Annotated in this window: 21 protein-coding genes and 1 pseudogene; 10 read left to right on the top strand and 12 right to left on the bottom strand. The window is 51.6% G+C overall.

What is annotated here, in order from left to right; genetic code table 11:
* Positions 1-3 precede the first annotated feature (3 nt).
* Together GC56T2_RS01075 and GC56T2_RS01070 are read right to left on the bottom strand one after the other, a co-directional pair.
* On the bottom strand, positions 4-894 hold the full coding sequence (locus tag GC56T2_RS01075; protein WP_255515983.1) for a R2-like ligand-binding oxidase: 891 nt from the start codon (positions 892-894) through the stop codon (positions 4-6).
* Positions 895-1,184: 290 nt separating this feature from the next.
* Positions 1,185-2,345 (bottom strand): acyl-CoA dehydrogenase family protein, encoded by a 1,161-nt coding sequence (locus tag GC56T2_RS01070; protein WP_144972439.1) that lies wholly within the window; start codon positions 2,343-2,345, stop codon positions 1,185-1,187.
* A 274-nt stretch (positions 2,346-2,619) separates the two neighbouring features.
* Here GC56T2_RS01070 and GC56T2_RS01065 point away from each other — a divergent pair, with 274 nt between their 5' ends.
* The 5 genes from GC56T2_RS01065 (at position 2,620) to GC56T2_RS01045 (ending at position 8,292) form a co-directional block, all read left to right on the top strand.
* On the top strand, positions 2,620-4,101 hold the full coding sequence (locus tag GC56T2_RS01065) for a transposase (protein ID WP_144972437.1): 1,482 nt from the start codon (positions 2,620-2,622) through the stop codon (positions 4,099-4,101).
* 397 nt (positions 4,102-4,498) lie between these two features.
* Positions 4,499-5,299: an ABC transporter ATP-binding protein gene (locus tag GC56T2_RS01060; protein ID WP_144972434.1), complete on the top strand. Its 801-nt coding sequence runs from the start codon at positions 4,499-4,501 to the stop codon at positions 5,297-5,299.
* Positions 5,296-6,222, top strand: a complete 927-nt coding sequence (locus GC56T2_RS01055; protein ID WP_144972432.1) for an iron-hydroxamate ABC transporter substrate-binding protein — start codon at positions 5,296-5,298, stop codon at positions 6,220-6,222. Before GC56T2_RS01060 ends, GC56T2_RS01055 begins: the two co-directional genes overlap by 4 nt.
* Positions 6,223-6,289: 67 nt before the next feature.
* Complete coding sequence (locus tag GC56T2_RS01050) at positions 6,290-7,297, top strand: FecCD family ABC transporter permease (protein WP_144972430.1); 1,008 nt, start codon at positions 6,290-6,292, stop codon at positions 7,295-7,297.
* Positions 7,294-8,292, top strand: a complete 999-nt coding sequence (locus GC56T2_RS01045) for a FecCD family ABC transporter permease (RefSeq protein WP_144972428.1) — start codon at positions 7,294-7,296, stop codon at positions 8,290-8,292. Before GC56T2_RS01050 ends, GC56T2_RS01045 begins: the two co-directional genes overlap by 4 nt.
* A gap of 159 nt (positions 8,293-8,451) precedes the next feature.
* Here GC56T2_RS01045 and GC56T2_RS01040 read toward each other — a convergent pair whose 3' ends face one another.
* The 4 genes from GC56T2_RS01040 to GC56T2_RS01025 all read right to left on the bottom strand — a co-directional run bounded on the left by GC56T2_RS01040 (position 8,452) and on the right by GC56T2_RS01025 (position 13,767).
* On the bottom strand, positions 8,452-9,060 hold the full coding sequence (locus GC56T2_RS01040; RefSeq protein ID WP_144976960.1) for a DedA family protein: 609 nt from the start codon (positions 9,058-9,060) through the stop codon (positions 8,452-8,454).
* 267 nt (positions 9,061-9,327) lie between these two features.
* Positions 9,328-10,545 (bottom strand): ornithine--oxo-acid transaminase, encoded by a 1,218-nt coding sequence (locus GC56T2_RS01035; protein ID WP_144972426.1) that lies wholly within the window; start codon positions 10,543-10,545, stop codon positions 9,328-9,330.
* A gap of 165 nt (positions 10,546-10,710) precedes the next feature.
* Positions 10,711-12,258, bottom strand: coding sequence for an L-glutamate gamma-semialdehyde dehydrogenase (gene pruA, locus GC56T2_RS01030; protein ID WP_144972424.1), 1,548 nt, complete (start codon positions 12,256-12,258; stop codon positions 10,711-10,713).
* A 96-nt stretch (positions 12,259-12,354) separates the two neighbouring features.
* A complete protein-coding gene (locus GC56T2_RS01025; RefSeq protein WP_144972422.1) occupies positions 12,355-13,767 on the bottom strand; it encodes an amino acid permease in 1,413 nt (470 codons plus the stop codon).
* A 247-nt stretch (positions 13,768-14,014) separates the two neighbouring features.
* Between GC56T2_RS01025 and GC56T2_RS01020 the strand changes: the two genes are divergently transcribed.
* From GC56T2_RS01020 to GC56T2_RS01010, 3 genes are all read left to right on the top strand, one after another.
* The gene (locus GC56T2_RS01020) at positions 14,015-15,382 is read left to right on the top strand and encodes a sigma-54 interaction domain-containing protein (protein WP_144976957.1); all 1,368 of its coding nucleotides are present in this window, start codon (positions 14,015-14,017) and stop codon (positions 15,380-15,382) included.
* A 168-nt stretch (positions 15,383-15,550) separates the two neighbouring features.
* Complete coding sequence (locus GC56T2_RS01015; RefSeq protein WP_144972420.1) at positions 15,551-16,315, top strand: TatD family hydrolase; 765 nt, start codon at positions 15,551-15,553, stop codon at positions 16,313-16,315.
* A gap of 39 nt (positions 16,316-16,354) precedes the next feature.
* Positions 16,355-16,840 (top strand): DinB family protein, encoded by a 486-nt coding sequence (locus GC56T2_RS01010; RefSeq protein ID WP_144972419.1) that lies wholly within the window; start codon positions 16,355-16,357, stop codon positions 16,838-16,840.
* A 16-nt stretch (positions 16,841-16,856) separates the two neighbouring features.
* Here the strand turns inward: GC56T2_RS01010 and GC56T2_RS01005 are convergent, their stop codons facing one another.
* Genes GC56T2_RS01005 through GC56T2_RS00995 form a run of 3 tightly spaced genes read right to left on the bottom strand, consistent with a single transcriptional unit; the run spans position 16,857 to position 18,518 of the window.
* The gene (locus GC56T2_RS01005) at positions 16,857-17,786 is read right to left on the bottom strand and encodes a DUF817 domain-containing protein (protein ID WP_370454506.1); all 930 of its coding nucleotides are present in this window, start codon (positions 17,784-17,786) and stop codon (positions 16,857-16,859) included.
* A gap of 17 nt (positions 17,787-17,803) precedes the next feature.
* Positions 17,804-18,028: a helix-turn-helix domain-containing protein gene (locus GC56T2_RS01000; RefSeq protein WP_031406132.1), complete on the bottom strand. Its 225-nt coding sequence runs from the start codon at positions 18,026-18,028 to the stop codon at positions 17,804-17,806.
* Positions 18,029-18,038: 10 nt separating this feature from the next.
* A complete protein-coding gene (locus GC56T2_RS00995) occupies positions 18,039-18,518 on the bottom strand; it encodes a DUF2975 domain-containing protein (protein WP_144972417.1) in 480 nt (159 codons plus the stop codon).
* Positions 18,519-19,835: 1,317 nt separating this feature from the next.
* Between GC56T2_RS00995 and GC56T2_RS00990 the strand changes: the two are divergent.
* Together GC56T2_RS00990 and GC56T2_RS00985 are read left to right on the top strand one after the other, a co-directional pair.
* Positions 19,836-20,072: pseudogene (locus GC56T2_RS00990) on the top strand (transposase); the annotation flags it as partial.
* Positions 20,073-20,517: 445 nt separating this feature from the next.
* Positions 20,518-21,651, top strand: coding sequence for an IS4-like element IS5377 family transposase (locus GC56T2_RS00985; protein WP_015375695.1), 1,134 nt, complete (start codon positions 20,518-20,520; stop codon positions 21,649-21,651).
* 133 nt (positions 21,652-21,784) lie between these two features.
* On the opposite strand, the gene GC56T2_RS00980 is transcribed toward GC56T2_RS00985, so the two are convergent.
* The 3 genes from GC56T2_RS00980 to GC56T2_RS00970 all read right to left on the bottom strand — a co-directional run bounded on the left by GC56T2_RS00980 (position 21,785) and on the right by GC56T2_RS00970 (position 24,449).
* Positions 21,785-22,156: a hypothetical protein gene (locus GC56T2_RS00980; protein WP_255515982.1), complete on the bottom strand. Its 372-nt coding sequence runs from the start codon at positions 22,154-22,156 to the stop codon at positions 21,785-21,787.
* 128 nt (positions 22,157-22,284) lie between these two features.
* Positions 22,285-23,178 (bottom strand): GmrSD restriction endonuclease domain-containing protein, encoded by an 894-nt coding sequence (locus GC56T2_RS00975; protein ID WP_255516123.1) that lies wholly within the window; start codon positions 23,176-23,178, stop codon positions 22,285-22,287.
* An 83-nt stretch (positions 23,179-23,261) separates the two neighbouring features.
* On the bottom strand, positions 23,262-24,449 hold the full coding sequence (locus GC56T2_RS00970; protein WP_144972415.1) for an IS701 family transposase: 1,188 nt from the start codon (positions 24,447-24,449) through the stop codon (positions 23,262-23,264).
* Positions 24,450-24,505 lie beyond the last annotated feature (56 nt).

Raw genomic sequence — 24,505 nt, 5'->3', positions numbered from 1 at the left:
CTTCTAGCCAACGTTTTCGCTTTCCTCAAGACCGAACAGCTCGTCAAACGACTTCTCCTGCGCTTTTTTCAACACTTCCATCCTCGTTGCCAGTTGGCGGGCGGTGAAATTCATGATATCGGCATAGTGGTCGGGGCCGAAAATCGAATCGCGAGCCACTGCTTCCTCATTGAGTTTCACGGCAAGCGGGGCGAGCTGTTCCATTTTCTTCATCACCACTTGCAAAACAGGCGGATGTTCCCTGATAAGCCTCTGCAGCAAAAACGTCCCGTAGGCGATATGACGCGACTCATCTTTTTTCAAATAGCCGATCCCTTTCAATAAGCCGGGCATGACTTTCATTTGCTCGAGGGACTTATAGAAGCCATAATAGCCGGTTTCCGCCAATACGCCTTCCACAAACATGTTGTATACGACCGATGCCTCAGCGACCGCCTCTGGGGATGAGTCATGCTCGAGCCTCCCCATCGCCGACGGCAAAATGTCGTTAAAAATCGTGTGGTACGTCTCTGAATGGTAATGGGACAAATCTTCTTTGACGCCGAGCGCATTGAGCACGAGACGGAAAAACTCGGTATGTTTCGCCTCCTCAAACAAAAAGGTGGTTAAGTACATCTCCTCTTCGATCCGCCCCTCTTTGGCGACGACCATCAAAAGCGGCAACAAATCGCGCGTCACCGCCTCTTCGCCCGCCTGAAACTGGGCAATGAGCCGCAAAATCCCCTCTTTCATCGGATCCGGCAACGTCTCCCAATCTTTCACATCTTGCGTCAAATCAATGTCCGCCGGATTCCACACCCCCAACCGCTTAGCTTTTTGGTAGAGACGAAATGGAAACGAATCCTCCTGCAGCCCGCGGCTGCCCGTCGTCACCAACGGTTGAGTCCGCCGCACGCTCACCACTCCTTTTCCATTTTTTCTTGAACTCACTGGATATGATGCTTCTCGATCGGTGATCATGGGGCAAGTTCATTTATGTAAGGGCTTACAAAAAAGAGCCTTGTTACGAAAGGTAGGTCGTCATCTAAGAGGAAGATTGCACAAATGACCGAAGTATTATGAATAATCATTCATTTTCTCTCATTCTAGCAACCTTTTCCTCCTTCCGTCAACAAAAAACGGATGACATTTTCCGACAATCGCTGCGCAAAAACGCCGCCTGCTGTCAGCAGACGGCGTTTCAGTTACACCCGCGCTTTTCCGTATTCTTTCCGCAATTCACTCGCAATGATGTTGCGCTGGATTTCCGAAGTGCCTTCGTAAATTTTCGTGATGCGGGCATCGCGGAAGTAGCGTTCGATCGGATAGTCTTTCATGTAGCCAAGGCCGCCATGAATCTGCACGGCCATATCGGCGATCTTGTTGTACACTTCCGAGCCGAACAGCTTCGCGATAGCCGCTTCTTTAACGACGCGCATCTTTTGGTCGACCATCCAGGCGACGCGGTAGACGGTTGAACGGAGCACTTCGATTAACATGCTCATTTCCGCCAACATATGTTGGATCGCTTGCTGCTCGATGATCGGCTTCCCGAACTGTTCACGCTGTTCGGCGTATTCCATGCAATATTCGAGCAGGCGGATGCACGAGCCGAGGTTGCGCGCGGCGAGACCAACGCGGCCGTTCGCTAAAATTTTCAAGGCGTTGACATATCCTTCCCCTTCTTTCCCGAGCACGTTCTCGACCGGCACTTCCAAGTTGTCAAAAAACAGCTCAGCCGAATGCGACCCGCGCAACCCCATTTTCCGCTCGACTTTTCCGATGATAAAGCCGGGAAAATCTTTTTCTACGATAAACGACGTGATGCCTTTCGGGCCTTTGGACGGATCGGTGACCGCCATCACCGTAAACACGTGGGCGTCAATGGCGTTCGTGATGTAATGTTTCGAGCCGTTGATGATGTAGCGGTCGCCTTTGCGGACGGCGGTTGTTTTCAAAGCGGCAGCGTTTGATCCGGCGCTCGGCTCTGTGAGAGCAAAAGCGCCGATCCATTCGCCCGCCGCCATCTTTGGCAAATAACGCTGCTTTTGTTCTTCCGTGCCGAGCTCGACGATGCCGACCGTACCGATGCCGGTATGGGCGCCGATTAACGTCGTATAGCCGTTATGCGTTTTGCCGAGCTCTTCGTAAATGGCGCATTTGCCGACCATCGACAAGCCGAGGCCGCCGTACTCTTCCGGAATGCTTAATCCAAACAACCCCATTTCTTTCGATTTTTCAACGATATCCCGCGGAATCTGATCATTTTCCTCAATATCCATCGCCACCGGTTCGACGACTTCGCTCACAAACTTACGGACGTTTTCTTTTAACCATTCAATCTCGGCTGGCAGCGTGAAATTCATCTTCTTCCCCTCCCAAAACACAAATAATTTGTATAATTCAAAAAATATCTCTCCCTATTTATGTTACCTGCTTTCTTTTGCCAGAACAACTATTTGCGCCGAGCAGACACACAACGTTCTGCATCATCGCTTGGTAGGTTTGCAGTCAAAAAAGCAGCGAGCTTGGAACCGCCGGCAACACGTTGAAACCGTAGCTCTAGAAGGCCGGTGAAAAAGTACACGCCAAGGCAGGGATGTAGGGGGCTTATGTCGAAAAAGGAAGAAGAATCTTTGAATGGAGCGTGAGCAGATCATGAAAGCCCCCAAACATCCTTCGACTCAGCCTCGTCTGTTTCAAGTCATCGACATGGAGGAACTGGTTCCCCCACATCATATCCTGCGCCAAATCAACGAAGCAGTTGACTTTTCCGTCATTCACGATTGGGTGGCTCCCCTGTACACGGAAAAAACGGGTCGTCCGGCGGCGGATCCGGAACGGCTGCTTCGCCTGATGCTGCTATCGTATTTGTTCGACCACTCCGAGCGGGAGTTGTATGAGATCCTCCCCATGCATGCCGGATACTTGTGGTTTTGCGGTCTCGACTTTGAATCCGTGCTCCATCCGGATCCTCATCACCCCACACTGCCGGATCGAACGACGCTCGTCAAAACACGGAAGCGCTGGCGCCAACACGGAATCTTTGATCGGCTGATGACCTACGTGGTGGATCAGTGCATCGCGGCAGGGCTGGTCTCGCCGGATGTGCATGCGGCGGCCGATGGCACTCAAGTGCGGGCGAATGCTTCGATCCACAGCTTGCGGGAAGTCAAGCTCGCTCCGGTGGAACCGTTGGAGGACTACCTCGCCCGCACCGCCCGGGAAGATGAACAGGCCGAGTCCCCGGAGGCGGACCGGGATCCCGATGACGACCCGCCTTCTCCGTCTCCCCCATCAGGGGAACGCGTCCATGCCGGAGAACGAGGAAACTTCCGTGGAACTACGTTTTCCAACCAAACCCATCGAAGCGTGACGGATCCGGATGCCCGGTTGTACAAGAAAGGCAAAGGACAGGAAGCGTATCCTCGGTATCTGGTGCACGACGTCATCGACGTCCAGTCGCGCGTGATTTTGTCCAGACGAGCCAGCCTCGCCACCGGAACGGCGGAGCGGGAGACGAGTTTGGAGCAGCTGGCTTCCATTCGGTTTCGCCACCCGTCGATCACGATTCGAACCTTGTCCGCAGACAAAGCGTATGGCACCACGGAGTATTTGAAAGAGCTCTTCGTCCAAGGCATCACGCCGCTCGTGTCGCTGCGCCGCAAGGAGATGGAAGAAATTCCAACCTGGAAGCGCCGGGCGAAGGATCCCGCTCAGGAAGCACAACGCCAGGCGAAAGTCCGGGAAGTTCAGATTCGCAACCAAGCGAGGCTCATTCAGCAACAGGGCGGTTATCGATCCATTCAAGCCCTTCGCACGCGTTGTGAGCATGTGTTTGCCGAAGGGAAGGAATGTCATGGGCTGGACCGGGCCCGAAGCCGAGGCCTTTACGCCATGGAAGAACAGGCGCTGTTGACCGCCGTCGTGCAAAATCTGAAGCGATTGTGCCGGTTTCGAAAAAAACGAGGGGAGACCGGCTCTTTGGCGTGCGCAAAAATGGAAGTTGGAGCAGGAAGTCCTGCTCGTCCTCCCGTCCTTTGGCGCCAAATGGCGGGGAGAATGGTCTCCAAAATTCGACATGAGGGAAGTCTATGCCCCATTAATTCACCGGCCTTCTAGGAGGCTGGTGAAAAACTGTTGATTCCCTTCTTCAATGGGAGAACGTGTGAAAAGCAGGACGGATGCAACAAGGTTTTTTCGAATTGAGAAATAACATTGCAAACCCGGATCTAGAAGGCTGGTGAAAAACCGCTGTCACCTCCCGATCGGCGGCATTTTCATTCAGAAGAGAAGCGGATCCTGCAAGGTTTTTCTAATTGAGAAATGAGTGGAATCAGTCGTTTTTGCACTAAATCACCCGCCTCCTAGGATTAAATCACCAGCCTCATAGACGTTCGCCGCGAAAATTCATCGTTGATTCACAAAAATGTATTGTCTTCTTGCGCATGAATTCGCTATAATAGAGCTTGTTAATGATATTGATTCTCATTTTCCTAGTTCAAAAGGAGGTGGCCGCATGGTCCGCCTATACGCTGACGGACTGACCGTCCGCTACGATGACCGGACGATTTTTGAACGCTTGTCCGTCCGCATTCCCGACCGGCACATCACCGCCATTATCGGTCCGAACGGGTGCGGCAAGTCGACGCTGCTCAAAACGCTGACGCGCATCATTTCCCCGCAATCCGGGGCGGTGATGTTAGATGGCCGAGCGATTTCACAACAGCCAACGAAAGAGCTGGCGAAAAAAATGGCCATTTTGCCGCAGACGCCGGAAGCGACAAGCGGATTGACCGTCGGTGAGCTCGTCTCATACGGCCGCTTTCCTTATCAAAGAGGATGGGGCCGCCTAACGAAACAAGATTACGAGGCGATCGACTGGGCGCTTGCCGTGACAAAAACAGCCGAGTTGAAACATCGGCCAGTTGACGCCCTCTCCGGCGGACAGCGGCAGCGCGTCTGGATCGCCATGGCGCTCGCTCAAGAGACGGACATCATCTTTTTGGACGAACCGACGACGTATTTGGACATCGCCCATCAGCTCGAGGTGCTCGAGCTGCTTGAACGGCTGAACAAAGAAGAAGGGCGGACAATTGTGATGGTGCTCCATGACATTAACCAGGCGGCGCGGTTTGCCGACTATGTGATCGCTATGAAAGCGGGCCAAATCGTCAAAGCGGGGCCGAGCGAAGACGTCATTTGCCGCGATGTGCTTCGCGACGTGTTTGGCATTGACGCTGACATCGGCCGCGACCCGCGGACGAACAAGCCGGTTTGTTTTACGTATCATTTGCTGAAAGGGGTTTATTCATCATGAGAAAAACGTGGCTTTCCTTGTTGCTTCTTTTTACACTCCTGTTAAGCGCCTGCGGCAACACAGCGGGCGACAACAAGAACAACAGCGCTTCACCAAAGGAAAAAAAGCCGGAAACGATTACGTACCAGTCGGAAAACGGACCGGTGAAAGTGCCGGCTGATCCGAAACGAGTCGTCGTCTTATCGACGTTTGCCGGCCATGTGCTTGCCTTAGGCGTTCCCATTGTCGGTGTGGATTCGTGGTCAAAAATGAGCCCGCTCTTTCAGGATAAACTGAAAGACGCACAAGTGGTGACAGACGAAGACATTGAAAAAATTGTGGCATTAAAACCGGATTTAATTATCGGATTATCGAATACAAAAAACGTTGACAAATTAAGCAAAATCGCTCCAACTGTCACGTTTACATACGGAAAAGTCGACTACTTGACACAGTTTTTGGAAATCGGCAAACTGTTAAATAAAGAAAAAGAAGCGAAAGCGTGGATTGACGACTTCAAACAACGGGCACAACAAGCCGGGGAAGACATCCGGGCGAAAATCGGCGAAAACGCGACCGTCACTGTAGCGGAAAACTTTGATAAGCAGCTGTATGTGTTCGGCAACAATTGGGCGCGCGGTACGGAAATTTTGTATCAAGAAATGAAGCTGAAAATGCCAAAAGCTGTCGAAGAGCAGGCGCTGAAACCGGGCTATTACGCCGTTTCCCTTGAAGCGCTGCCGCAGTTCGTCGGCGACTACCTTATCCTAAGCAAAAACAGCGATGGCGACACCTCGTTTATGGAAACGAACACGTTTAAAAACATCCCTGCTGTTAAAAACGGCCGTATGTTCGTCGCTGATGCCAAGGCGTTTTATTTCAATGACCCAATTACGTTAGACTACCAGCTCGATTTCTTTAAAAAACATTTTTTGGGCCAATAACGGATGAGACGGGCGTTCACACGCAGTGAATGTCCCGTCCTTTCTTGTGAAAAGGAGGAATCCGCCGATGGAAGCCAACCGCCGACGCTGGCCGTTTCGTTATACGTTTCCCTTCTCACTTGTCCTGCTGCTGGCCGTGTGGTTCAGCTCGATGGCGATCGGTGTCGCTGATACCGCGTGGAGCGACGTATGGCGGGCGCTCTTCTCCAACGAACAAGGCAAACAGCTTGACGTGATTCGCGAGCTCCGTTTGCCGCGGGAAACGGCGGCGGCCTTTGTCGGCGCCGGACTCGCCGTCGCTGGAGCGATCATGCAAGGAATGACACGCAACCCGCTCGCTGACCCGGGACTGCTTGGCTTAACCGCTGGAGCGAACGCAGCGTTGGCCATAACGATGGCCTGTTTTCCTTCCGCCCATTATCTCTCAATCACCATCGCCTGTTTGCTTGGGGCGGCTGTGGGAGCAGGGATGGTCTTTGGCATCGGCGCCGCTCGCAAAGGCGGCTTTTCACCATTGCGCATCGTCTTAGCCGGTTCGGCAATCTCAGCGCTTTTGTTTGCCGTCGCTGAAGGGGTAGGCCTTTATTTTCATATTTCCAAAGACGTTTCGATGTGGACATCGGGCGGGGTAGCCGGAACGTCGTGGAAACAGCTGTCAGTCATCATTCCGCTCATCGTGATCGGGCTCGCCATTGCCGTACGGTATTCGCGGCAGCTGACGATTCTTAGCTTGAGCGAAGACGTTGCCGTCGGCGTCGGGCAAAACACAGCGATTGTCAAAGCATGGCTGTTTTTGTCTGTCTTTTTATTGACAGGAGCGTCGGTCGCCATCGCCGGCAACATCACCTTCATCGGCTTGATGATCCCTCATCTTGTGCGCGCGATCGCCGGCGCCGATTACCGATTCATCATCCCGCTGTCGGCCACGGTCGGCGCGGCCGGCATGGTCGTCGCCGATACGGCGGCCCGTACGATCAACGCCCCGTTCGAAACGCCGGTGGCAGCCATCGTTGCGGTGATCGGCTTGCCGTTTTTCCTGTTTGTCGTGCGGAAAAAAGGGAGGGGCTTTGAATGAGAATGCGCATCACAGCAGTGTTAGGCGTGCTTTTGTTGCTTATTGCCGCAACAGCCGCCATCGCGTTGGGCACCGGCGAAGCGCCGCTCTCGTACGAACGCATCGTGCCGACGCTGTTTGGCTACGGCTCGATGCAAGAAGCGTTTATTTTGTTTTCTCTCCGCCTGCCGCGTATCGTGATTACGTTGCTCGCCGGGATGGCGCTCGCCCTATCGGGAGCGATGCTGCAAGGCATCACCCGAAATGAGCTCGCCGACCCAGGCATATTGGGCATCAACGCCGGAGCCGGCGCGGGCGTCGCTATATTCTTTTTATTTTTCCCGATTGAAGCCGGGACGTTTCTTTACGCGCTGCCGCTCGTCGCCTTCGTCGGAGCGCTGTTGACGGCAGCGGCCATTTACGCCGTTTCTTACAATCAAACAACCGGGCTGCAGCCGGTATCGTTCATCTTGACCGGGGTCGGATTTTCGATGGCGCTCTCCGGGCTCATGATTGTCCTCATTTCCGCCGCGGACCGAACGAAAGTCGACTTTATCGCCAGATGGCTTTACGGCAACATTTGGGGCGATGATTGGCCGTTTATTTGGGCGATACTGCCGTGGCTTGTCATCGGTGCGTTGATCGGCCTGTATCGGGCGAAACGGCTAAACCTTTTGCATTTAGGCGATCCGGTCGCCATCGGGGTCGGCGTCCATGTTCGCCGCGAGCGGCTCGTGCTGATGACAACCGCCGTTGCCGTTGCGGCAGCGGCCGTCGCTGTAACCGGGGGCATCCCCTTTATCGGCTTAATGGCGCCGCATATCGCCAAAATGATCGTCGGCCCGCGCCATGAGCGGGCCATTCCGGCAGCGATGCTCATCGGCGGTTGGCTGCTGCTTGCCGCTGATACGATCGGGCGCAACGTTCTCGCCGAACCGCTTCCGGCAGGAGTGGTGGCGTCAATCATCGGTGCACCATACTTCATTTATTTGTTATGGAAGCGCGGAACCTTTTAACGACCATGAAAAAGCTCACAGGCAACAAAGCCCGTTCGCCTCTACTCCCGTTTCACGTGGGAGCGGGAAGTTTTCCGTTTGCGAGAAGGGCTGCTCCAAGACGAAAAAACAGCCTTGGGGCAGCCCTTTTTGACCAAACCATTTTTTACGATGTCGGAATTAAGAAGCCTGGCGCCGCTTCCAAACGCGGATCGCTCCAACCACAATAACCGCAGCAATAAGGATATACACCACTTCAGCGTACATCCCAATCACTTCCGATACTTTCCCCCACGACTCACCGAGCGCCGCCCCGATCGAGATTAAAATCGTATTCCAAATGAGCGTTCCCAACACCGACAGCCAGAAAAACAACCAAATATTCATCTTCGCCATGCCGGCGGGAATCGAAATCAAGCTGCGCACGAGCGGAATCATACGGCCAACGAATACCGCCCACACTCCGTAGCGCTGAAACGTCCGGTTCGCCTTATCGATGTCTTCCGGCTTCACCCGCAACCATCCGCCCCAACGGTCAACGATCCGCTCGAGCCGCTCGACCGACAACAGCCGGCCGATGCCGTACAGCACCAATGCCCCGACAACCGAACCCGCTGTCGCTGCCGCAATGACGCCGGGAACCGTCAAGGTGGTATATGTCGTCATAAACCCGCCAAACGGCAAAATGACTTCCGATGGAATCGGCGGAAAGATATTTTCCAGTGCGATCATAAAAAAAATGCCGATATAGCCAAATTGCTCCATAAAATCAGTGATCCATGCCTGCACGGTTCCTTCCTCCATTCACTCACTCTTCGTCTCTGTATGATGGGTATGCTCCATCCGTACCATCCTTTCTCCTATCTTAGCAGAAAATGCGCGGTGACCGCAAAAATAACAGGAGCTGATTCCAGCCCCACACTTTATTGGGCGGGCGTTTGAATCAGCTCCCTCTTTCGCTTCACAGCCTATTCGCATTCCATTCAAGCGATATGCTCTCTTGTTGAACGAGATTCGCAACCCTCTTTCGCTTGACAGCCTATTCGCATTGCATTCTCATTCGTTTGGACTGGAAACCGGCCGGGATAAAACGTTCACAATCCGCTCAAGCGCCCAGTCCAATTCTTCTTTTGTCACGATGAGCGGCGGCGCGAAGCGAATGACCGTCTCGTGTGTTTCCTTGCAAAGCAAGCCTTGCTCTTTCAGCGCCTCACAGTACGGACGAGCTGGGCCATGCAGCTCAACGCCGATAAACAAGCCGCGGCCGCGAATTTCTTTAATATCCTCGCTTCGAATTTGTTTTAGTTTCGAAAGGAAGTATTCGCCAAGTTCAAGCGAACGCTCCGCTAGACGCTCTTCTTCAATCACCTCGAGCGCCGCGATCGACACCGCGCAAGCGAGCGGGTTGCCGCCGAACGTCGAGCCGTGCGAGCCGGGTTCAAATACCGACAAAATATCGCGGTTGGCGACGACGCACGAAATCGGGAACACCCCTCCGCCCAACGCTTTTCCTAAAATATACATATCCGGCACAACCTCTTCCCAGTCGCAGGCAAACAACTTCCCGGTCCGGCCGAGTCCGGTTTGAATTTCGTCCGCGATGAACAAGACGTTGTTCGCTTTGCATACGTCATACGCCGCTTTTAAAAATCCTTGCGGCGGGATGCGGATGCCCGCTTCGCCTTGGATCGGCTCGACAAGAAACGCCGCTGTATTCGGTGTGATCGCGGCTTTCAGGGCTTCGATATCGCCGTACGGGATGATTTTCACGCCCGGCAACAGCGGCCCAAACCCGCGTTTATAAGCCGGTTCGGACGACAGCGACACGGCGGCAAGCGTCCGGCCGTGGAAGTTTCCTTCACAAACGATGATTTCGGCTTGGTTGTCCGGGACGCCTTTGACGTCATACGCCCAGCGGCGCGCCGCTTTGAGCGCCGTTTCCACCGCTTCGGCGCCCGTGTTCATCGGCAGCACCATTTCTTTTTTTGTCAATCGGCATACTTTCTCGTACCACGGACCGAGCTGGTCGTTATGGAACGCGCGCGACGTGAGCGTGACACGATCCGCCTGCTTTTTCAGCGCCGCAATAATTTTCGGATGGCGATGGCCTTGGTTCACCGCCGAATAAGCGCTTAACATATCCATATAGCGGTTGCCTTCCGGGTCTTTCACCCATACTCCTTCCGCTTCCGAGATGACGATCGGCAGGGGATGGTAGTTGCGCGCCCCGTATTGTTCCGTCTTCGCAATGAGCTGTTCCGATTTGGTTGCCATCTTCACCGCTCCTTTCCGTTTTCTTCGTTGCGTTGCAAAAGGGGGTGTCCCAAAAGGACTGGGACACCCTCTCTCATCGCTATATAAGCACCAGCCGCTTCCCTGCCACACGATATGTTGTGTCTTTCTTGAGGGGAGATCGCCTGTTGGGTCAGCCCCTTTGCCTTAAAACATTTCCGATACCGTTTTCGCTTGCATATGGAGGATTAAGTAATCCGGACCGCCGGCTTTCGAGTCCGTCCCTGACATATTGAAGCCGCCAAACGGTTGATAGCCGACGATCGCACCCGTGCAGCCGCGATTGAAATACAAGTTGCCGACATGGAACTCCTGCCGCGCTTTTTCGAGATTCGCTCGGTTGCGCGAAATGACAGCGCCTGTCAGGCCGTATTCTGTGTTGTTCGCGATCTCGAGCGCATGGTCAAAGTCGCGCGCTTTGGCGAACGCGACGACCGGACCGAAAATTTCTTCCTGCATAATGCGCGCATTCGGATCGACATCGGCAAACACTGTCGGCTGGATGAAGAAGCCTTTTGCATCGTCTCCTTCTCCGCCAGTCATCAGACGGCCTTCCTGTTTTCCGATTTCGATATATTCCATAATTTTGTTGTACGCGTTTTGGTCGATCACCGGCCCCATAAACGTCGCTTGCTCCGCCGGGTCGCCGACGTTGAGCTGCTTTGTCAGCTCGACGACGCGGTTCAACACTTGATCATACACATCTTCGACAATGATCGCGCGCGAGCACGCCGAACATTTTTGCCCCGAAAAGCCAAACGCCGAGGCGACAATCGATTGAGCCGCCAGTTCCAGGTCGGCTTCCTTGTCCACAACGATGGCGTCTTTGCCGCCCATTTCCGCGATGACACGCTTCAGCCAAATTTGTCCCGGGTGCACTTTCGCTGCCCGCTCGTAAATGCGGATGCCAACATCGCGCGAGCCGGTGAAGCTGATAAACCGCGTGCGCGGATGGTCGACCAAATAGTCGCCCACTTCGGCTCCGCTGCCCGGGATGTAGTTGAGGACACCAGCCGGCAGTCCCGCTTCCTCCAACACTTCCACAAATTTATACGCCACCACCGGCGTGGCGCTCGCCGGTTTCAACAGCACCGTATTGCCCGTCACAAGCGAAGCGACCGTTGTCCCCGCCATAATGGCAAACGGGAAGTTCCACGGTGAAATGACGACGCCGACGCCAAGCGGGATATAGAAAAAGCGGTTCGTTTCCCCCGGACGGCTTTCCACCGGAATGCCGTCTTTCAACTTCAACATTTGCCGGCCGTAATATTCCATAAAGTCGATCGCTTCGGCTGTATCGGCATCTGCCTCGCGCCACGGTTTTCCGGCTTCTTTCACCAACCAGGCGGAAAATTCGTGCTTGCGCCGGCGCACGATCGCCGCCGCCCGGAACAAAATATCGGCCCGCGCCTCCGGACTCGTCCGGCTCCACGTGCGGAACGTTTCATCGGCAGCTTTCATCGCCCGTTCGGCGAGCTCTTGATTCGCTTTCGCCACCCGGCCGACCACCTCCGCCTTATTGGCCGGATTGATCGACGTGATCTTGTCCTCGGTCATGATGCGCTCGCCGCCGATCACGAGCGGATAATCGCGCCCGAGTTCGCCTTCCACTTTCTTGAGCGCTGCCAAAAACGCGTCCCGGTTCGCTTCCACAGTAAAGTCGGTGAGCGGTTCATGTCTGTATGGCTGCACCATTTCGTCGTCCTCCTTTTAACAAGCAAAAAATTTTTTCGTTATAAAACGGTTTCATAGTTATATTATGCAAATGATTATGGCTTTTTTCAATGATTTTTACTTGGCAACCGTCAGCTCCTCTTTTTCCACGTTCAGAGGCCGAAGTCGTTTTTTCGCCACCAGATGGTAGTAACCATAACAAGCGAGCAAAAACGGAATCCCGCAGTAAAGCGCGATCCGCTGATCCGGGATGAAGGCCAATCCGATGATCGTCACCATATTTAACGCAAACGCCGCCAGCGGCACGAATGGATACAGCGGCGTCCGATACTTCAAATCGCGCACATCGCCGCCCTCGCGCAAAAACGCCTTCCGTCCCAAATAGCTCGACAGCGCAATCGACGCCCAGACGGTCACCGCGCCAAACCCAGCGATCGCCGTCAACCAGACATACACTGTATCTTCCGCGTAAATGCTGCATAAAAGCGACAAACATCCGATGGCAATGCTGGCGATCAGCGCGTTAATCGGCACGCCGCGCTTCGACAGTTTGCTGAAAAACGGCGTCACCATTCCTTGGCGCGACATCGACCAAAGCACGCGCGACGTTGCGTACAATCCTGAATTGGCCACCGACAGCACCGCCGTAATGATGACAAAATTCATGATATCGGCCGCATACGGAATGCCAATGTTGTCAAACACGACCACAAATGGGCTTTCCACCACACCCGCTTTCTCCCACGGAAACAAACCGGCCAGCACAAAAATCGCCAGAATGAAGAAGATCAAAATGCGCCATACCGTATTGCGCAACGCCACCGGCACCGTCTTCTCCGGCTCGCGGCTTTCCCCGGCAGCCACGCCGACCAGTTCCGTCCCTTGGAAGGAAAAGTTAACCAATATCATGGTTGAAAAAATCGCCCAAAACCCTTTTGGAAACAAACCGCCATGATCCGTATAGTTCGTGAAAAACGGAGCAGGCTGCCCGTTTTTCATCTGGATGACGCCAAACATCGCCGCCAATCCAAGCACAATAAAGGCGATCACCGTCAGCACTTTCACGCTGGAAAACCAAAACTCGACCTCGGCAAACCCTTTGACAGACAAGGCGTTGATCAAAAACAACAACAAGGCAAAGACCGCACAAAACACCCATGTCGGCACATCAGGAAACCATCGCTTCATCAAAATGCTGACCGTGAGCAGCTCGATGCCGACCGTCACCGACCAATTGAGCCAAGACAGCCAGCCGATGCAGTAACCGGCAGCCGGCGAGATGAATTTCGTCGCATACGTCTGATACGACCCGGCATCGGGGATTCTCACAGCCAATTCTCCTAGCGAAAGCATCGTCAAATACATGACGAGACCGCCGAATAAGTAAGCGGCCACCGCTCCCCCTGGCCCTGCCTCATGAATCGTATATCCTGATCCTAAAAACAAACCCGTGCCGATCACCCCGCCGAGGGCAATCATAAACAAGTGCCTGCTTTTTAATTCTCGCTTTAATTCTTGTACTGGTGGCATTCCCCACACTCTCCTTCCTTAACAGATCGAATCGGAACCGCTTACATTTTCATCGAACAAGCGGCGCTCATCATCAAGCAAAAATTTTTTTCAATTAAACTTGATTTCTATCTCTATTATGTTGATTCTTTTTTCTATTTTCAATATATTTAGCAAAAAATTTTTTCTCATTGCTCCTTCCGTATCGAAGATTCGCCTTTTTCGCAATGGCTTATGCTATAATACAAGGAAAAGAGAGGTGCTGATCGTGAACCGGGAGATGGAAACGCTTTTATCGATGTACGAGCAAATTCTCGAAATGATCGACCTTGGCATCCACGCTGTCGATCAGCATGGAAAAACGGTCATTTACAATCGAAAAATGCGAGAAATCGAGGGCATGGATGTGGAAGATGTGCTCGATAAAAACATTTTAGACGTCTTCCGCTTTCATCCGGAGCAGCCGAGCACCTTGCTTGAAGCGCTGCGCACCGGCGAAAGCATTCGAAACAAGCAGCAAACCTATTTCAATAACAAAGGACAAGCCGTGACAACGGTCAATCAAACATACCCTTTGCGGAAAGACGGGCGCATCATCGGGGCAGTGGAAATCGCCAAAGATGTCACAAAGTTTCGCAAACTGATCGCCGAGCAGTACCAGCGCAGCGAACCGGGACGGACGCTGGCTGACATCATCGGCCAAAGCGAGGCGATGCAAACGGCGGTCCGCCTAGCCCGCCATGCCGCCCGCTCTGACGCACCTGTGCTGCTCATCGGCGAAAAAGGAACGGGAAAAGATTTGCTCGCCTCTTGCATTCACTATGAAAGCGAGCGGCGCGCCAAACCGTTTTTGGCGCAAACGTGTTTGTCGCTCCCCGACGACTGGTTGGAAACGATGCTGTTTGGCAGCGAAGCAAACGGCGAGATTCAGCCCGGCTTGTTCGAACAGGCGAACGGCGGCACCGTCCTGCTTGACGACATTGACTCGTTAAGTCTGCCGCTCCAACAAAAACTCGCCCGTTTCCTGCAAGAAAAACAGTTTGTCCGCGCCCAAGGCCATGAACCTGTTCGGGCCGATGTCCGCCTCATCACTTCGACAAGCGGCGACCCCATTGACGCCGTGCAAACGGGGGAACTGCTGAAGCCGCTTTACTACCAGCTCGCCGTCCATTGCATCGTGTTGCCCCCGCTGCGCGAGAGAAGGGAGGACATTTTGCCGTTGGCCGCTCATTTCATCCGCCAAGGCAACGAACGCTATGGGTTGACGGTGGAAGGGCTCGATGAGGATGTGCAAGAGGCGTTTCTCGCTTACCGCTGGCCGGGCAATGTGCGCGAACTAGAGGCCGTCGTCTTCGAAACGATGGAAACGATGGAACAAGACACGGTGATCACACTCGCCCATCTGCCGGCGTATTTCCGGGCCAAGCTTACCCCTGACGAGGCCAAGACCGATTTTCTATTCGATACGGATGATATTTTGCCGCTTGACCAATACATGGAAGAGGTCGAAATTTACTACATTCGCAAGGCGCTGCAGCATCACGGTTTCAACATCACCAAAACCGCCAAAGCGCTTGGCCTAAGCCGACAAAACTTGCAATACCGCATCCGCAAATATCAAATCGACAAAGAATAAAGAAGAAGCCGCTAGAGGGGCGGTGATTTACTCGCGCAACCGCCTCCCAGCATCGTTTTTCAAATAGAAAAGCCTTGCAACAGTGCACACTTTTTTTCATCGACCAAAGGAAACCAATGTTTTTCACCAGCCTTCTAGGACGCTGCGGCGACAGGGGAGGTCGCGCCGATGATCGATGCCCATCTTCATCTCGACCAATACGTCCGGGTAGACGAACAAATCAAGCGTTGGCAAGAGGCAGGCATAACCGGCGTCGTCGCCGTCTCCACTGACTTAAGCTCCAGCTACCGAACGCTGGAGCTCAAGCAACGGTTTCCGTCTTTCGTCTACGCTGCCATCGGCTTTCATCCGGAACAGCCGCTGCCCAACGCGGCCGATTGGAATGAATGGACATCACTCATCAAGCAAGCGCGGCCGCTTTTGTCCGCCATTGGTGAAGTCGGGCTGCCGTACTACTCAGCCGAAGCAGCGGCCCAATTGCCTCGCTATTGCGACTTGCTGGCGCAAATCGCCGCCATCGCCGTCGATACCTCTTTGCCGCTCGTCCTTCACGCCGTCTACGACCGAGCCGAAACCGCCTTGGCCATCGTGCAGCAAGCTGGCGTCCGGAACGCCCATTTCCATTGGCTGAAGGCAAGCGCAAAGACGGTGCAACGCATCGTCCGGTGCGGCTACTACATTTCCGTCACTCCCGAGGTGTGCTACCGCGAGCGCGACCAAGCGCTATTGCCCCTCATCCCGCTCGAGCAGCTGCTTCTCGAAACGGACGGCCCATGGCCGTTTGCCGGTCCGTTTCACGGAAAGCCGACGACGCCGCTGTTTTTATTTGACTCTGTCCGCACCGTAGCGGCGCATTACGGCGAAGAGATTGGGCGCGTGAAAACGGTCATCACAGCGAACACAAAACGGCTTTACGGCTCGCTTTCTTTATAGTACGATGAAGTCAAATCCAGACCGAAGCGAGGGAAAATCATGGATCATCAGGAACAAGTGCGCCGACAGCTGCTTGAAAGCGTGGCCGCTCTGTCGGACGAACAACTCAACACCCGGGTAGCTGAAGGGAGTTGGACGATCGCCCAAGTGCTCGAACATTTGTACCTTATCGAGACATCGATCGCCGCCATGATCGCCCAGACATTGACGCACGGCGCAAACCAGCCCGTCAGCGAAAAGCCGATCCACCTCACCCTTGACCGTTCCAAAAAAGTGGAGGCGCCCGATTTCGCCCGTCCGAGCGACCGGCGTTTCACGTGGGGGGAATTGGAGGAAAAATTGCATCAATCGCGGCAGCGGCTGCGTCACATCGTCGAGCAAGCCGACCCGGCTGATCTGGAAGCCAAATCGTTCCCGCATCCGGTTTTCGGCCCCCTAAGCTTAAAACAATGGGTGGAATTTGTCGGCTACCATGAACAACGCCACCTTGCCCAAATTGAAGAAATCAAGGCGCATCTCGGATAACCAGAGCTAGGCCGCCTCAACAGCGGGCGGCCTCTGCTCGGCCCGCCCCGGCTTGGGCTACGTCCGCGGACGTCCCGCCTGTTTTTTCCTTTCCACCGCCCTTCACTTGCTTTAACGTCGCGACGATGAGAAAACTGACAATGACCAACAACACCCACGAGCTGACTTTCCCGACATGAACGAGGCTCCACGCCCTTGCTTGGTTTGGATATTGCCACGCCCCGAAAAAGGTGGCGATGTTTTCCGCGACCCAAATGAAAAAACCGATCAGCAAAAAGGACAGAACAAGCGGCATCCGATACCGAATTCCCCCGACCTCATACGCGACCCACGACCGCCAAAAAACGAGAATCACAAGGCCTGCCAACCACCAACGAACATCGATCCAATAATGGTGGGTAAAAAAGTTCACGTAAATCGCCGCCGCCAACGGAACGACCAGCCAAAACGGCGGCCAGCGCACGAGCTCCACCTTCAGCCGTCTCCACGCCTGGCAAAGATAGCTCGCGACGCTCGCATACATAAAGCCGCTGTACAGCGGCACGCCAAACAGTTTCGTATACCCCTCTTCCGGATATGACCATGAACCCATCTGCACCTTAAACAGCTCTAATGCAAGCCCAATCAAGTGAAAGACAGTAATGACTTTGAGCTCATCGCGCGTTTCCAGCCCGGAGCGCACCATCCACCATTGCATGAGAAGGCAAATGACAAGCAGCCAGTCATACCGCGGCAACAAAGGAAGCGGCACGAGCTTCGTTAGCGCCAATGAAGCAAAAATAACGACCGGAAACACGCAGGACAACGCCTGCGCCCAACCGAAGCGAACAAGCTGCACAAACGCTTTGCTGAGCCGCGCTTTTCCAGAACAGAGACACCTCCGAACCGCAACCAGCCAGCAAGGCGGGCATTCCCCCGCCGCTGCCGCGTATTTCTCCCCTTTCAAGCCGTCCCCTCCCCCGCTTACGAATGCGATTCCCCTTCATCGCTTCGGTACTCCAAAATGTCCCCGGGCTGGCAATCGAGCGCCTTGCAAATGGCTTCCAACGTCGAAAAGCGGATCGCCTTCGCCTTTCCGTTTTTCAAGATCGACAAATTCGCCATCGTAATCCCTACTTTCTCCGACAGCTCCGTGACGCTCATCTTCCGCTTCGCCAACATGACATCAAGATTCACGATGATCGGCATGTCATCCACCTCAAATCGTCAACTCGTTTTCTTGTTTGATGTCAACGGCTTGTTGCAGCAGCTTTTGCAGCACAGCGGCAAAGACAGCGATCACGAGCGACGCAAACGGCACCAGCAGCCCGACGAAAATGACCCCCGGAGCATCGTCCTTTTCGGCAAAAAGATAAAACAGCGGCAAAGCGAGCAGATGGAGCCCGCAGATGACAACAGCGCAACATTTGATCTTCTTTAACGCCTCGACCGACCGCTCAGAGAACGCGCTGTTTTGATCAATATACGTCAACAGCCGAAACGCCTGATAGAGCGCAAAATAAAACGGCAGCGCGGACACCTCGAACACAAGATAAACGAAATACTTGATCCAAGGGAACGTTGGCACCAGCTTAACCGCCACCTTCGCAAGCGCCGGCACCAAAAACAAGCACAACGCCAGAACCGGAAGGCCGATCAACACCAAGGCCACCTTCAAAAAAAGCGTTTCTCGTTTCACCGCAAGCACCTCACTGATTCGCTTTTGCTTTTATTGTAATCGTCGCTTTATCGTTTTTCAATAAATAATTATTGATTTTAATGATATTGTTATTGTTAAACATAATAAAAAGCATCCCCCCTGCACGGAGGAATGCTTCGGTGCAAAAATGGAGACGGCAAAAAGCAGCCATTCTTCATCGCTGTCCTGGCAAAGGAATAAACCATATCAAAGACTCCCATCATGAGGTCATATCGAAGACAACATCTGCCTGCTTGATCGGCTCTTCGGTTTGCAAATAATAGTCTTCTGCTTTCCAATACCGTCGGCCGGTGTTGCCAATGACTTCATCGTTCGTTATTCAGGAAACTTATTCCAATGCGATACGGAGAATTAAGATCAATACAATTACTTTCTAACCATTGATTTATATATTCGTTTTAAACCAGCATATACTACATGGGTAGACAAATACATAAGGAATAAAAAGAAAGAAAGATAAAGACGCCCTTGATCCGTCATGACAATTTCATTAGACACAAGAGAATACATCAACACATAAAGATAAAAAAAGGCTAACATCAGAAACGTTTCAGAAAGAAAACCTACAATTCCTTTTGTGCGTTTCAAGATGAGAGAAAAAATCGTATCTACCACCCCTGTTATCACTAAAACAGTTAGGAAAAATTTCAGGATAATTTTGATGGACGAAAAGGTTCCAGACGAATTAATACGGACATCGTTTGTCAACGAAATAAGATGCATAACTGAATAAAAAAGTAGGAATGGCAATGAGACAATCGCTAAGCACATAAAGGACACAACGGTTATTGCAAAGATGTGATCGAAAACAGAATACCGATTTCGCTGCTTCATACCCCGAATTCACCTTTTTTGATCATCATGAATGCGAAAATATAATTTTTCAAGCACACTTCGATCAGCTCCTTAGAAGGAAGCAGCACATCCCCTCTTCAAAGGGTGCAGCAAGACGTATTGTTGTTCAGAACGAGTGATCGACTAATTCCCTTTTTCCCGATCATCGGACCATCGAATTTCCCATTTCGATGATTTTTCACCTTGACATATTACCGCAGGGCTTTAGAAGGCCGGTGAAAAACGGCTGCCACGAGCAAATCAGCAGCATGTCGGCAAAAAAGAAGGCTGATTTCGCCAAGCTTTTCTAACTGAGAAATAGATGGAATCGCCGTATTTTGTACGAAATCACCGCCCTTTTCGGTTATATTGAGAATCTGCTTTGGCTAAACCAAGCTGAAGGTAAAATCCCTTGTTCTATCAAACGGATAAGGTAAAAATCTGTTTGAATATTCTACTACGAATTATCCAAACAGTATTCGAAGTGTGATTTACACGACGAATGCCATCGAACGAATGATCAAGGAGATTCGGAAACGTCTCAAGCCGATGAACAGTTTGAGCAGTTTAGAAGCCGCGGAAAAAGTCGTGTATTTGACCATTCAAGATTTTAACGAGAAATGGGCAGGACGAACGTTGCAAGGATTTGCTGAAGCACATGAAGCTCTCCAGCGAATGTTTGAAGAACGTTACAATTAACCAAATAATGTAAATCAATGAGGTAAGGGGATTCTCCCTTTCCCACAGGAGACTGAATATTCGGTCTCCTGTGGGAAAGAAACAGCTCCCATCTATTCCGAATCCATTTCAGAGATACCCTATCTATTTTACATTACACAAAATTCTTGACGTTACCGATTGATTTACGGGATCAGTCTGTCCAAAGTCAGAAAAAATTCATCTATCAATTGTTTAGGATTGCACTTACCATTTGCGAATATCCCCTACTTCTTCACTTTCTAGGATCTTGATTCCTTGTTCATTAACTATATCTATATACTCTGCGCTACTTTCAATATAAAAAGCAATATAATTATACTTCAGGCGTGTTGATTATCCAATAAAATCCAAAGGGTATAGAAAAAAGAGCACCTTTCCTGTAGAATGTGAGTAGCGACACAAACAAACCCAGGAGGTGCTCTCTATGAACAAGCATACCACACTCCCGAATTTGATGCAAAAACTTGTTTCGGATGAAGAGATTCAACTGATTGCCGAAGCGGTTGGGTATCGTGATTCGTCTCGAACCTTTACGTTGCGCGAGTTGATTCACTTCTTCCTGCTGGCCGCCATGCATCAATGGAAAAGCTTTCGCCACGGAGCCGATGTGGGGCCTCTGTATGGATTGCCGCGATTCCATTATTCAACTGTATCCAAGAAAGCGAAAGAAGTTCCCTATGACATCATGAAACGCTTGTTGGCGTTGATCATTTCCAAGTGCAACCGCCAAACCCGCCGTTCGCTTCGGTTTCCCAAACCGCTTCGGGTGGTGGATTCGACGACCGTCACGGTCGGGAAAAACCGCCTGCCATGGGCGCCGTATCACGGCGAACGCGCCGGAGTGAAGCTGCACGTCGCGTATTCGCCGGAATCCTCGTTGCCGGCAGACGTGGTGGAAACCATCGGACTGCGTCATGATGGCCCGGTGGGAGAACAGTTGACGAACGCTCAACAAGTGCTGGTGGAAGACCGGGCGTATTTCAAAATCGAACGCCTCGATCGATTTGTGGAGCAGCATCAGCTCTTTGTCATTCGGATGAAGGACAACATCGAACTTCATCAGAAAAAAAGCTTGAAACGCCTTTCCAGCACATCCTCATCGGTTCAAGCCGACTTCACGTGCCAGTTGGGGACGAAACAATGCCGCTCCACCAAGCGTCACCGGGTGGTGATCTTTCGAGATGCGAATGGCCGCGACATTCGGGTCGTGACGAACCTCTTCCATGCGTCTGCGGAAACCATTGCCGACATGTACCAACAACGTTGGACTGTTGAGGTCTTTTTCCGTTGGGTGAAGCAATATCTGAATGTCCCGACCTTGTTTGGCACGACGGAAAATGCGGTATACAACCAACTGTTTGCGGCGTTCATCGCGTATGTGTTGCTGCGATGGCTGTATGATCAAACCAAAAAACAGACGAACGTCTCTCTTTCCTTCATTTCGTTCGTTCGCCGTTTTTTCTCTGGGCAGCTTCCTCTCGATTGGAAATCCGGGATGGCCGCTGCTTTGTTTGAGTATGCCCAAATTTATGGAAGGCGTATGTATAATTTTGGATAATCAACACTCGTGACATCATCAATTTTCTGCGGCTCAGTCTTGGGCATTATCTCCATTTATACTGCCCCCTTTGCATTTTAGATTTAAGGATGTTTTCGCCGATTGAGACTATAATAGGATAGGCCAATAACCCTTACTTTCTTTTCAATTTTGATTCAAATATAAGAACCACAGGGTATGTGATAATTAAAAAGAGCGTGAAATAAACAGAATTCTCGAAAAACACTCGGAACGATTCTTTAGACCAACCATCCTCACCAATAATCCAATACGCTACTTGGTTTGATATTCCAATTCCATCGTTTGCTTCTGGGATTAGGCTTTGGGTGTAGTTTTGAGCAAGGCAAACAACAGCTACAATGGATAAAGCAATCGCGAGGGCAATACCTTTTGAAAATGGATTCAAAATAGCATATTTTCTAAAGAAAACTAATGAAACAATGATAATAATTAAACAGAGAAGGATGAATAACATCTTTGCACCTCCGTTTTTCCCACCAAGCAATCCTTGAATTCCTTTGGAGAGGGGACCAACGTTTCTTTGAGTACTTCAAATAAAATATGCTTTACCTTGTTTCCATTATACCATTCATGCAAAAAGAAAAAGAGGAGCCGCATTACTCCTCTTCACCTTTATTCATCTTCCCGATGCCTTTCATAGGACTGTCTGATCAGAAACATCGCATAGTCAATTTCATCTAAAGAAGAAACACCAAATTCAACGTCACCGTTCCCCCATCGACCGAGGTTGGTCACATCTTTACAAATACCTTTCGGATCCTGAATTTCATCGAAGGGCATATTTAAGCTTAACCGCAGTCTGCTTTTCTGCGGCACAATATCAACGAAGTTTGTTGACGTCTTAAATGCAATGTATAACTTTTTGAACTCCATGCGGACAGAGCTGTCCAAGTTACAGATTCGTTTGCTCAATTCCTCAAATAACGCCAACATATCTCCCTGTAATTCAGGGTGATCGGCAATCGTATAAGTCACACTTTCATTTTCGGAGCCTTTCTTTCGGTATTTAGCCAGAATATCATCCGAAAGCTGTGGGTATTCCCACACTTTTAACGCCAAATCCACCAGGAATTGAGCCCGTTTGAGAATTTCCTCCTCATTCCAAGTTTCAAGTTTGGCTAGTTCCCTGTTTAACCGTAGCGGACTGTCTGCAAACCCGCCCTCCATATCCCGTTTTTCTTTAAACGGTCGATCACTCAGTTCGGAATTATATCGGGTCAGTGTCAGGTTGCCCAACGTATGAAGGTACGTTTTGTGCACTTCTTCCCAGTTTGGTCCCAAATCCCGTCTCCATTCTGGAGACAAATTTGGATTTTGCGGCATGATGTGTTCGATGGTATAGGCCTCGATATCAATAATCTCTTTTCGATTATAATTTTCCAGCTTCCGAAGCAGGTAATTTCGATTTCTGAAATTATACACATCCTTAATCATGAGTTCCCGCTTGAACTCCTCATCGGTCGGAAACCGTTTATAGGAATCCTTAAGTAAAAACGCCGCACGCACGCTTTCCAAATAATTTGTCTTCTGTAGATGAGCATTTTTCATTACAGTAATTTCCATTCCCTAAGAGACAAACAGGGTCCCCCTTAGGCGACATGGAGCTGTTTTTTAATCACATCAATGGGAATATCTTGTTTTGCGGCGTCATAGATGAACTCGACGACGCTGTGCCCTTTCCGAGACCGAAGAAGCTCCAGGCCGGAAGAGAGGTCTTGTTGAGATTCCGCGATGCTGTATACGCAGGCGAACAGCACCACGGCCCAATACCGTTTCACCGCCCGAATGTGACGAACACGGTATCCATCGAGCTTCAGCTGGTCTTTGGCCTGCCGGAAAAAGCATTCGATCGTCCAGCGCTGGGCATAGTAACGCAAGATCTCTTCATCGCCTAGCTCCCGGTCGGTGCTCAAGACGACATGGAGATGATCCGGCGTCATCGGTTGATTCGCCTTCCAAGCCAGCAGCACCACCGCGTCATCGAGACCATGGATCGCTCCCTCGTAGCGATACACGCGGTAACGCTCCTTCCCCACCGTGACGAGGCGGGTGTCGTTGGGCTCGATATAGCGGGCGAACTTCTTCGCTTGGATGGCGATGCCTTTCGGATAGAGAATCCGGTTCGTCTTGAGCATGGCGATGACATGGAATCCTTGTTTCAGGCAGGCTTCGATGAGCGCTTGGGACGGATACCACGAATCCATGAGCACATACACCGGCTGAGCCCGTTTCCCCTTGAGCGAGGAAAGCATCTCGATCGCTAGGTCGATTTTGCTTCTTCCCGCCGCCTTATCATAGAGACGAAACGCGAACGGAAACGCTTGCGAGAAAGTATGCACCATCAGCCAAACAAGCGAATGCCCCCAGACGGATTGATGATCTTTGTGCGAGTAGTGCCAATCACACCCTTGAATGGCGCGGGCAGCCCGTGACGAAGGCTTCGTTTTTTGGCAAATGGTATCATCAATCGAAACAAAAAGGGGTTGATTCTCCTGTTTGGCTAGGCGTTCGATCTGGCGAAGGATCCATTCTTGCAGCTTCTCAAGCAGTTTTTCCTCGTTCCAAGGGCTTTTCGTGAAAAAGTGGCTCAGTGTCGTTCGATGATTCGGGTGAAAACTCCAGTACCGGACATCCGTCAATGTCCCCGAAAATCCCTTGGTCGTCAAGGCGTCGACAAGATGAACGAGATGCTTGATGACCGGCTTCGAGAAATAAAGCGCCAATCCCAGCGTCATGAAAAACTTGTGGATTCCTTGATGATGTGCTAATCTATTCATGAGACATGAACCTCCTTGTGGGTAGTTGGTAGCACATCTATTCTAACCAAGGAATC

It is taken from the genome of Geobacillus sp. C56-T2 (assembly GCF_007829715.1).
In the GTDB taxonomy this organism is placed as follows: domain Bacteria; phylum Bacillota; class Bacilli; order Bacillales; family Anoxybacillaceae; genus Geobacillus; species Geobacillus icigianus.
The sequence above is the reverse complement of the archived record's forward strand: the minus strand, read 5'-3'. Positions and strand labels throughout refer to the sequence as shown.

Coding starts and splice junctions, on each gene's coding strand:
- GC56T2_RS01035 (WP_144972426.1), bottom strand. CDS start 10,545: ATGGCAACCAAATCGGAACAGCTCATTGCGAAGACGGAACAATACGGG.
- GC56T2_RS01060 (WP_144972434.1), top strand. CDS start 4,499: ATGGTCCGCCTATACGCTGACGGACTGACCGTCCGCTACGATGACCGG.
- GC56T2_RS01000 (WP_031406132.1), bottom strand. CDS start 18,028: ATGCCGATCATCGTGAATCTTGATGTCATGTTGGCGAAGCGGAAGATG.
- GC56T2_RS01015 (WP_144972420.1), top strand. CDS start 15,551: ATGATCGATGCCCATCTTCATCTCGACCAATACGTCCGGGTAGACGAA.
- GC56T2_RS01010 (WP_144972419.1), top strand. CDS start 16,355: ATGGATCATCAGGAACAAGTGCGCCGACAGCTGCTTGAAAGCGTGGCC.
- GC56T2_RS00970 (WP_144972415.1), bottom strand. CDS start 24,449: ATGAATAGATTAGCACATCATCAAGGAATCCACAAGTTTTTCATGACG.
- GC56T2_RS01065 (WP_144972437.1), top strand. CDS start 2,620: ATGGAGCGTGAGCAGATCATGAAAGCCCCCAAACATCCTTCGACTCAG.
- pruA (WP_144972424.1), bottom strand. CDS start 12,258: ATGGTGCAGCCATACAGACATGAACCGCTCACCGACTTTACTGTGGAA.
- GC56T2_RS01070 (WP_144972439.1), bottom strand. CDS start 2,345: ATGAATTTCACGCTGCCAGCCGAGATTGAATGGTTAAAAGAAAACGTC.
- GC56T2_RS01055 (WP_144972432.1), top strand. CDS start 5,296: ATGAGAAAAACGTGGCTTTCCTTGTTGCTTCTTTTTACACTCCTGTTA.
- GC56T2_RS01050 (WP_144972430.1), top strand. CDS start 6,290: ATGGAAGCCAACCGCCGACGCTGGCCGTTTCGTTATACGTTTCCCTTC.
- GC56T2_RS01025 (WP_144972422.1), bottom strand. CDS start 13,767: ATGCCACCAGTACAAGAATTAAAGCGAGAATTAAAAAGCAGGCACTTG.
- GC56T2_RS00985 (WP_015375695.1), top strand. CDS start 20,518: ATGAACAAGCATACCACACTCCCGAATTTGATGCAAAAACTTGTTTCG.
- GC56T2_RS01045 (WP_144972428.1), top strand. CDS start 7,294: ATGAGAATGCGCATCACAGCAGTGTTAGGCGTGCTTTTGTTGCTTATT.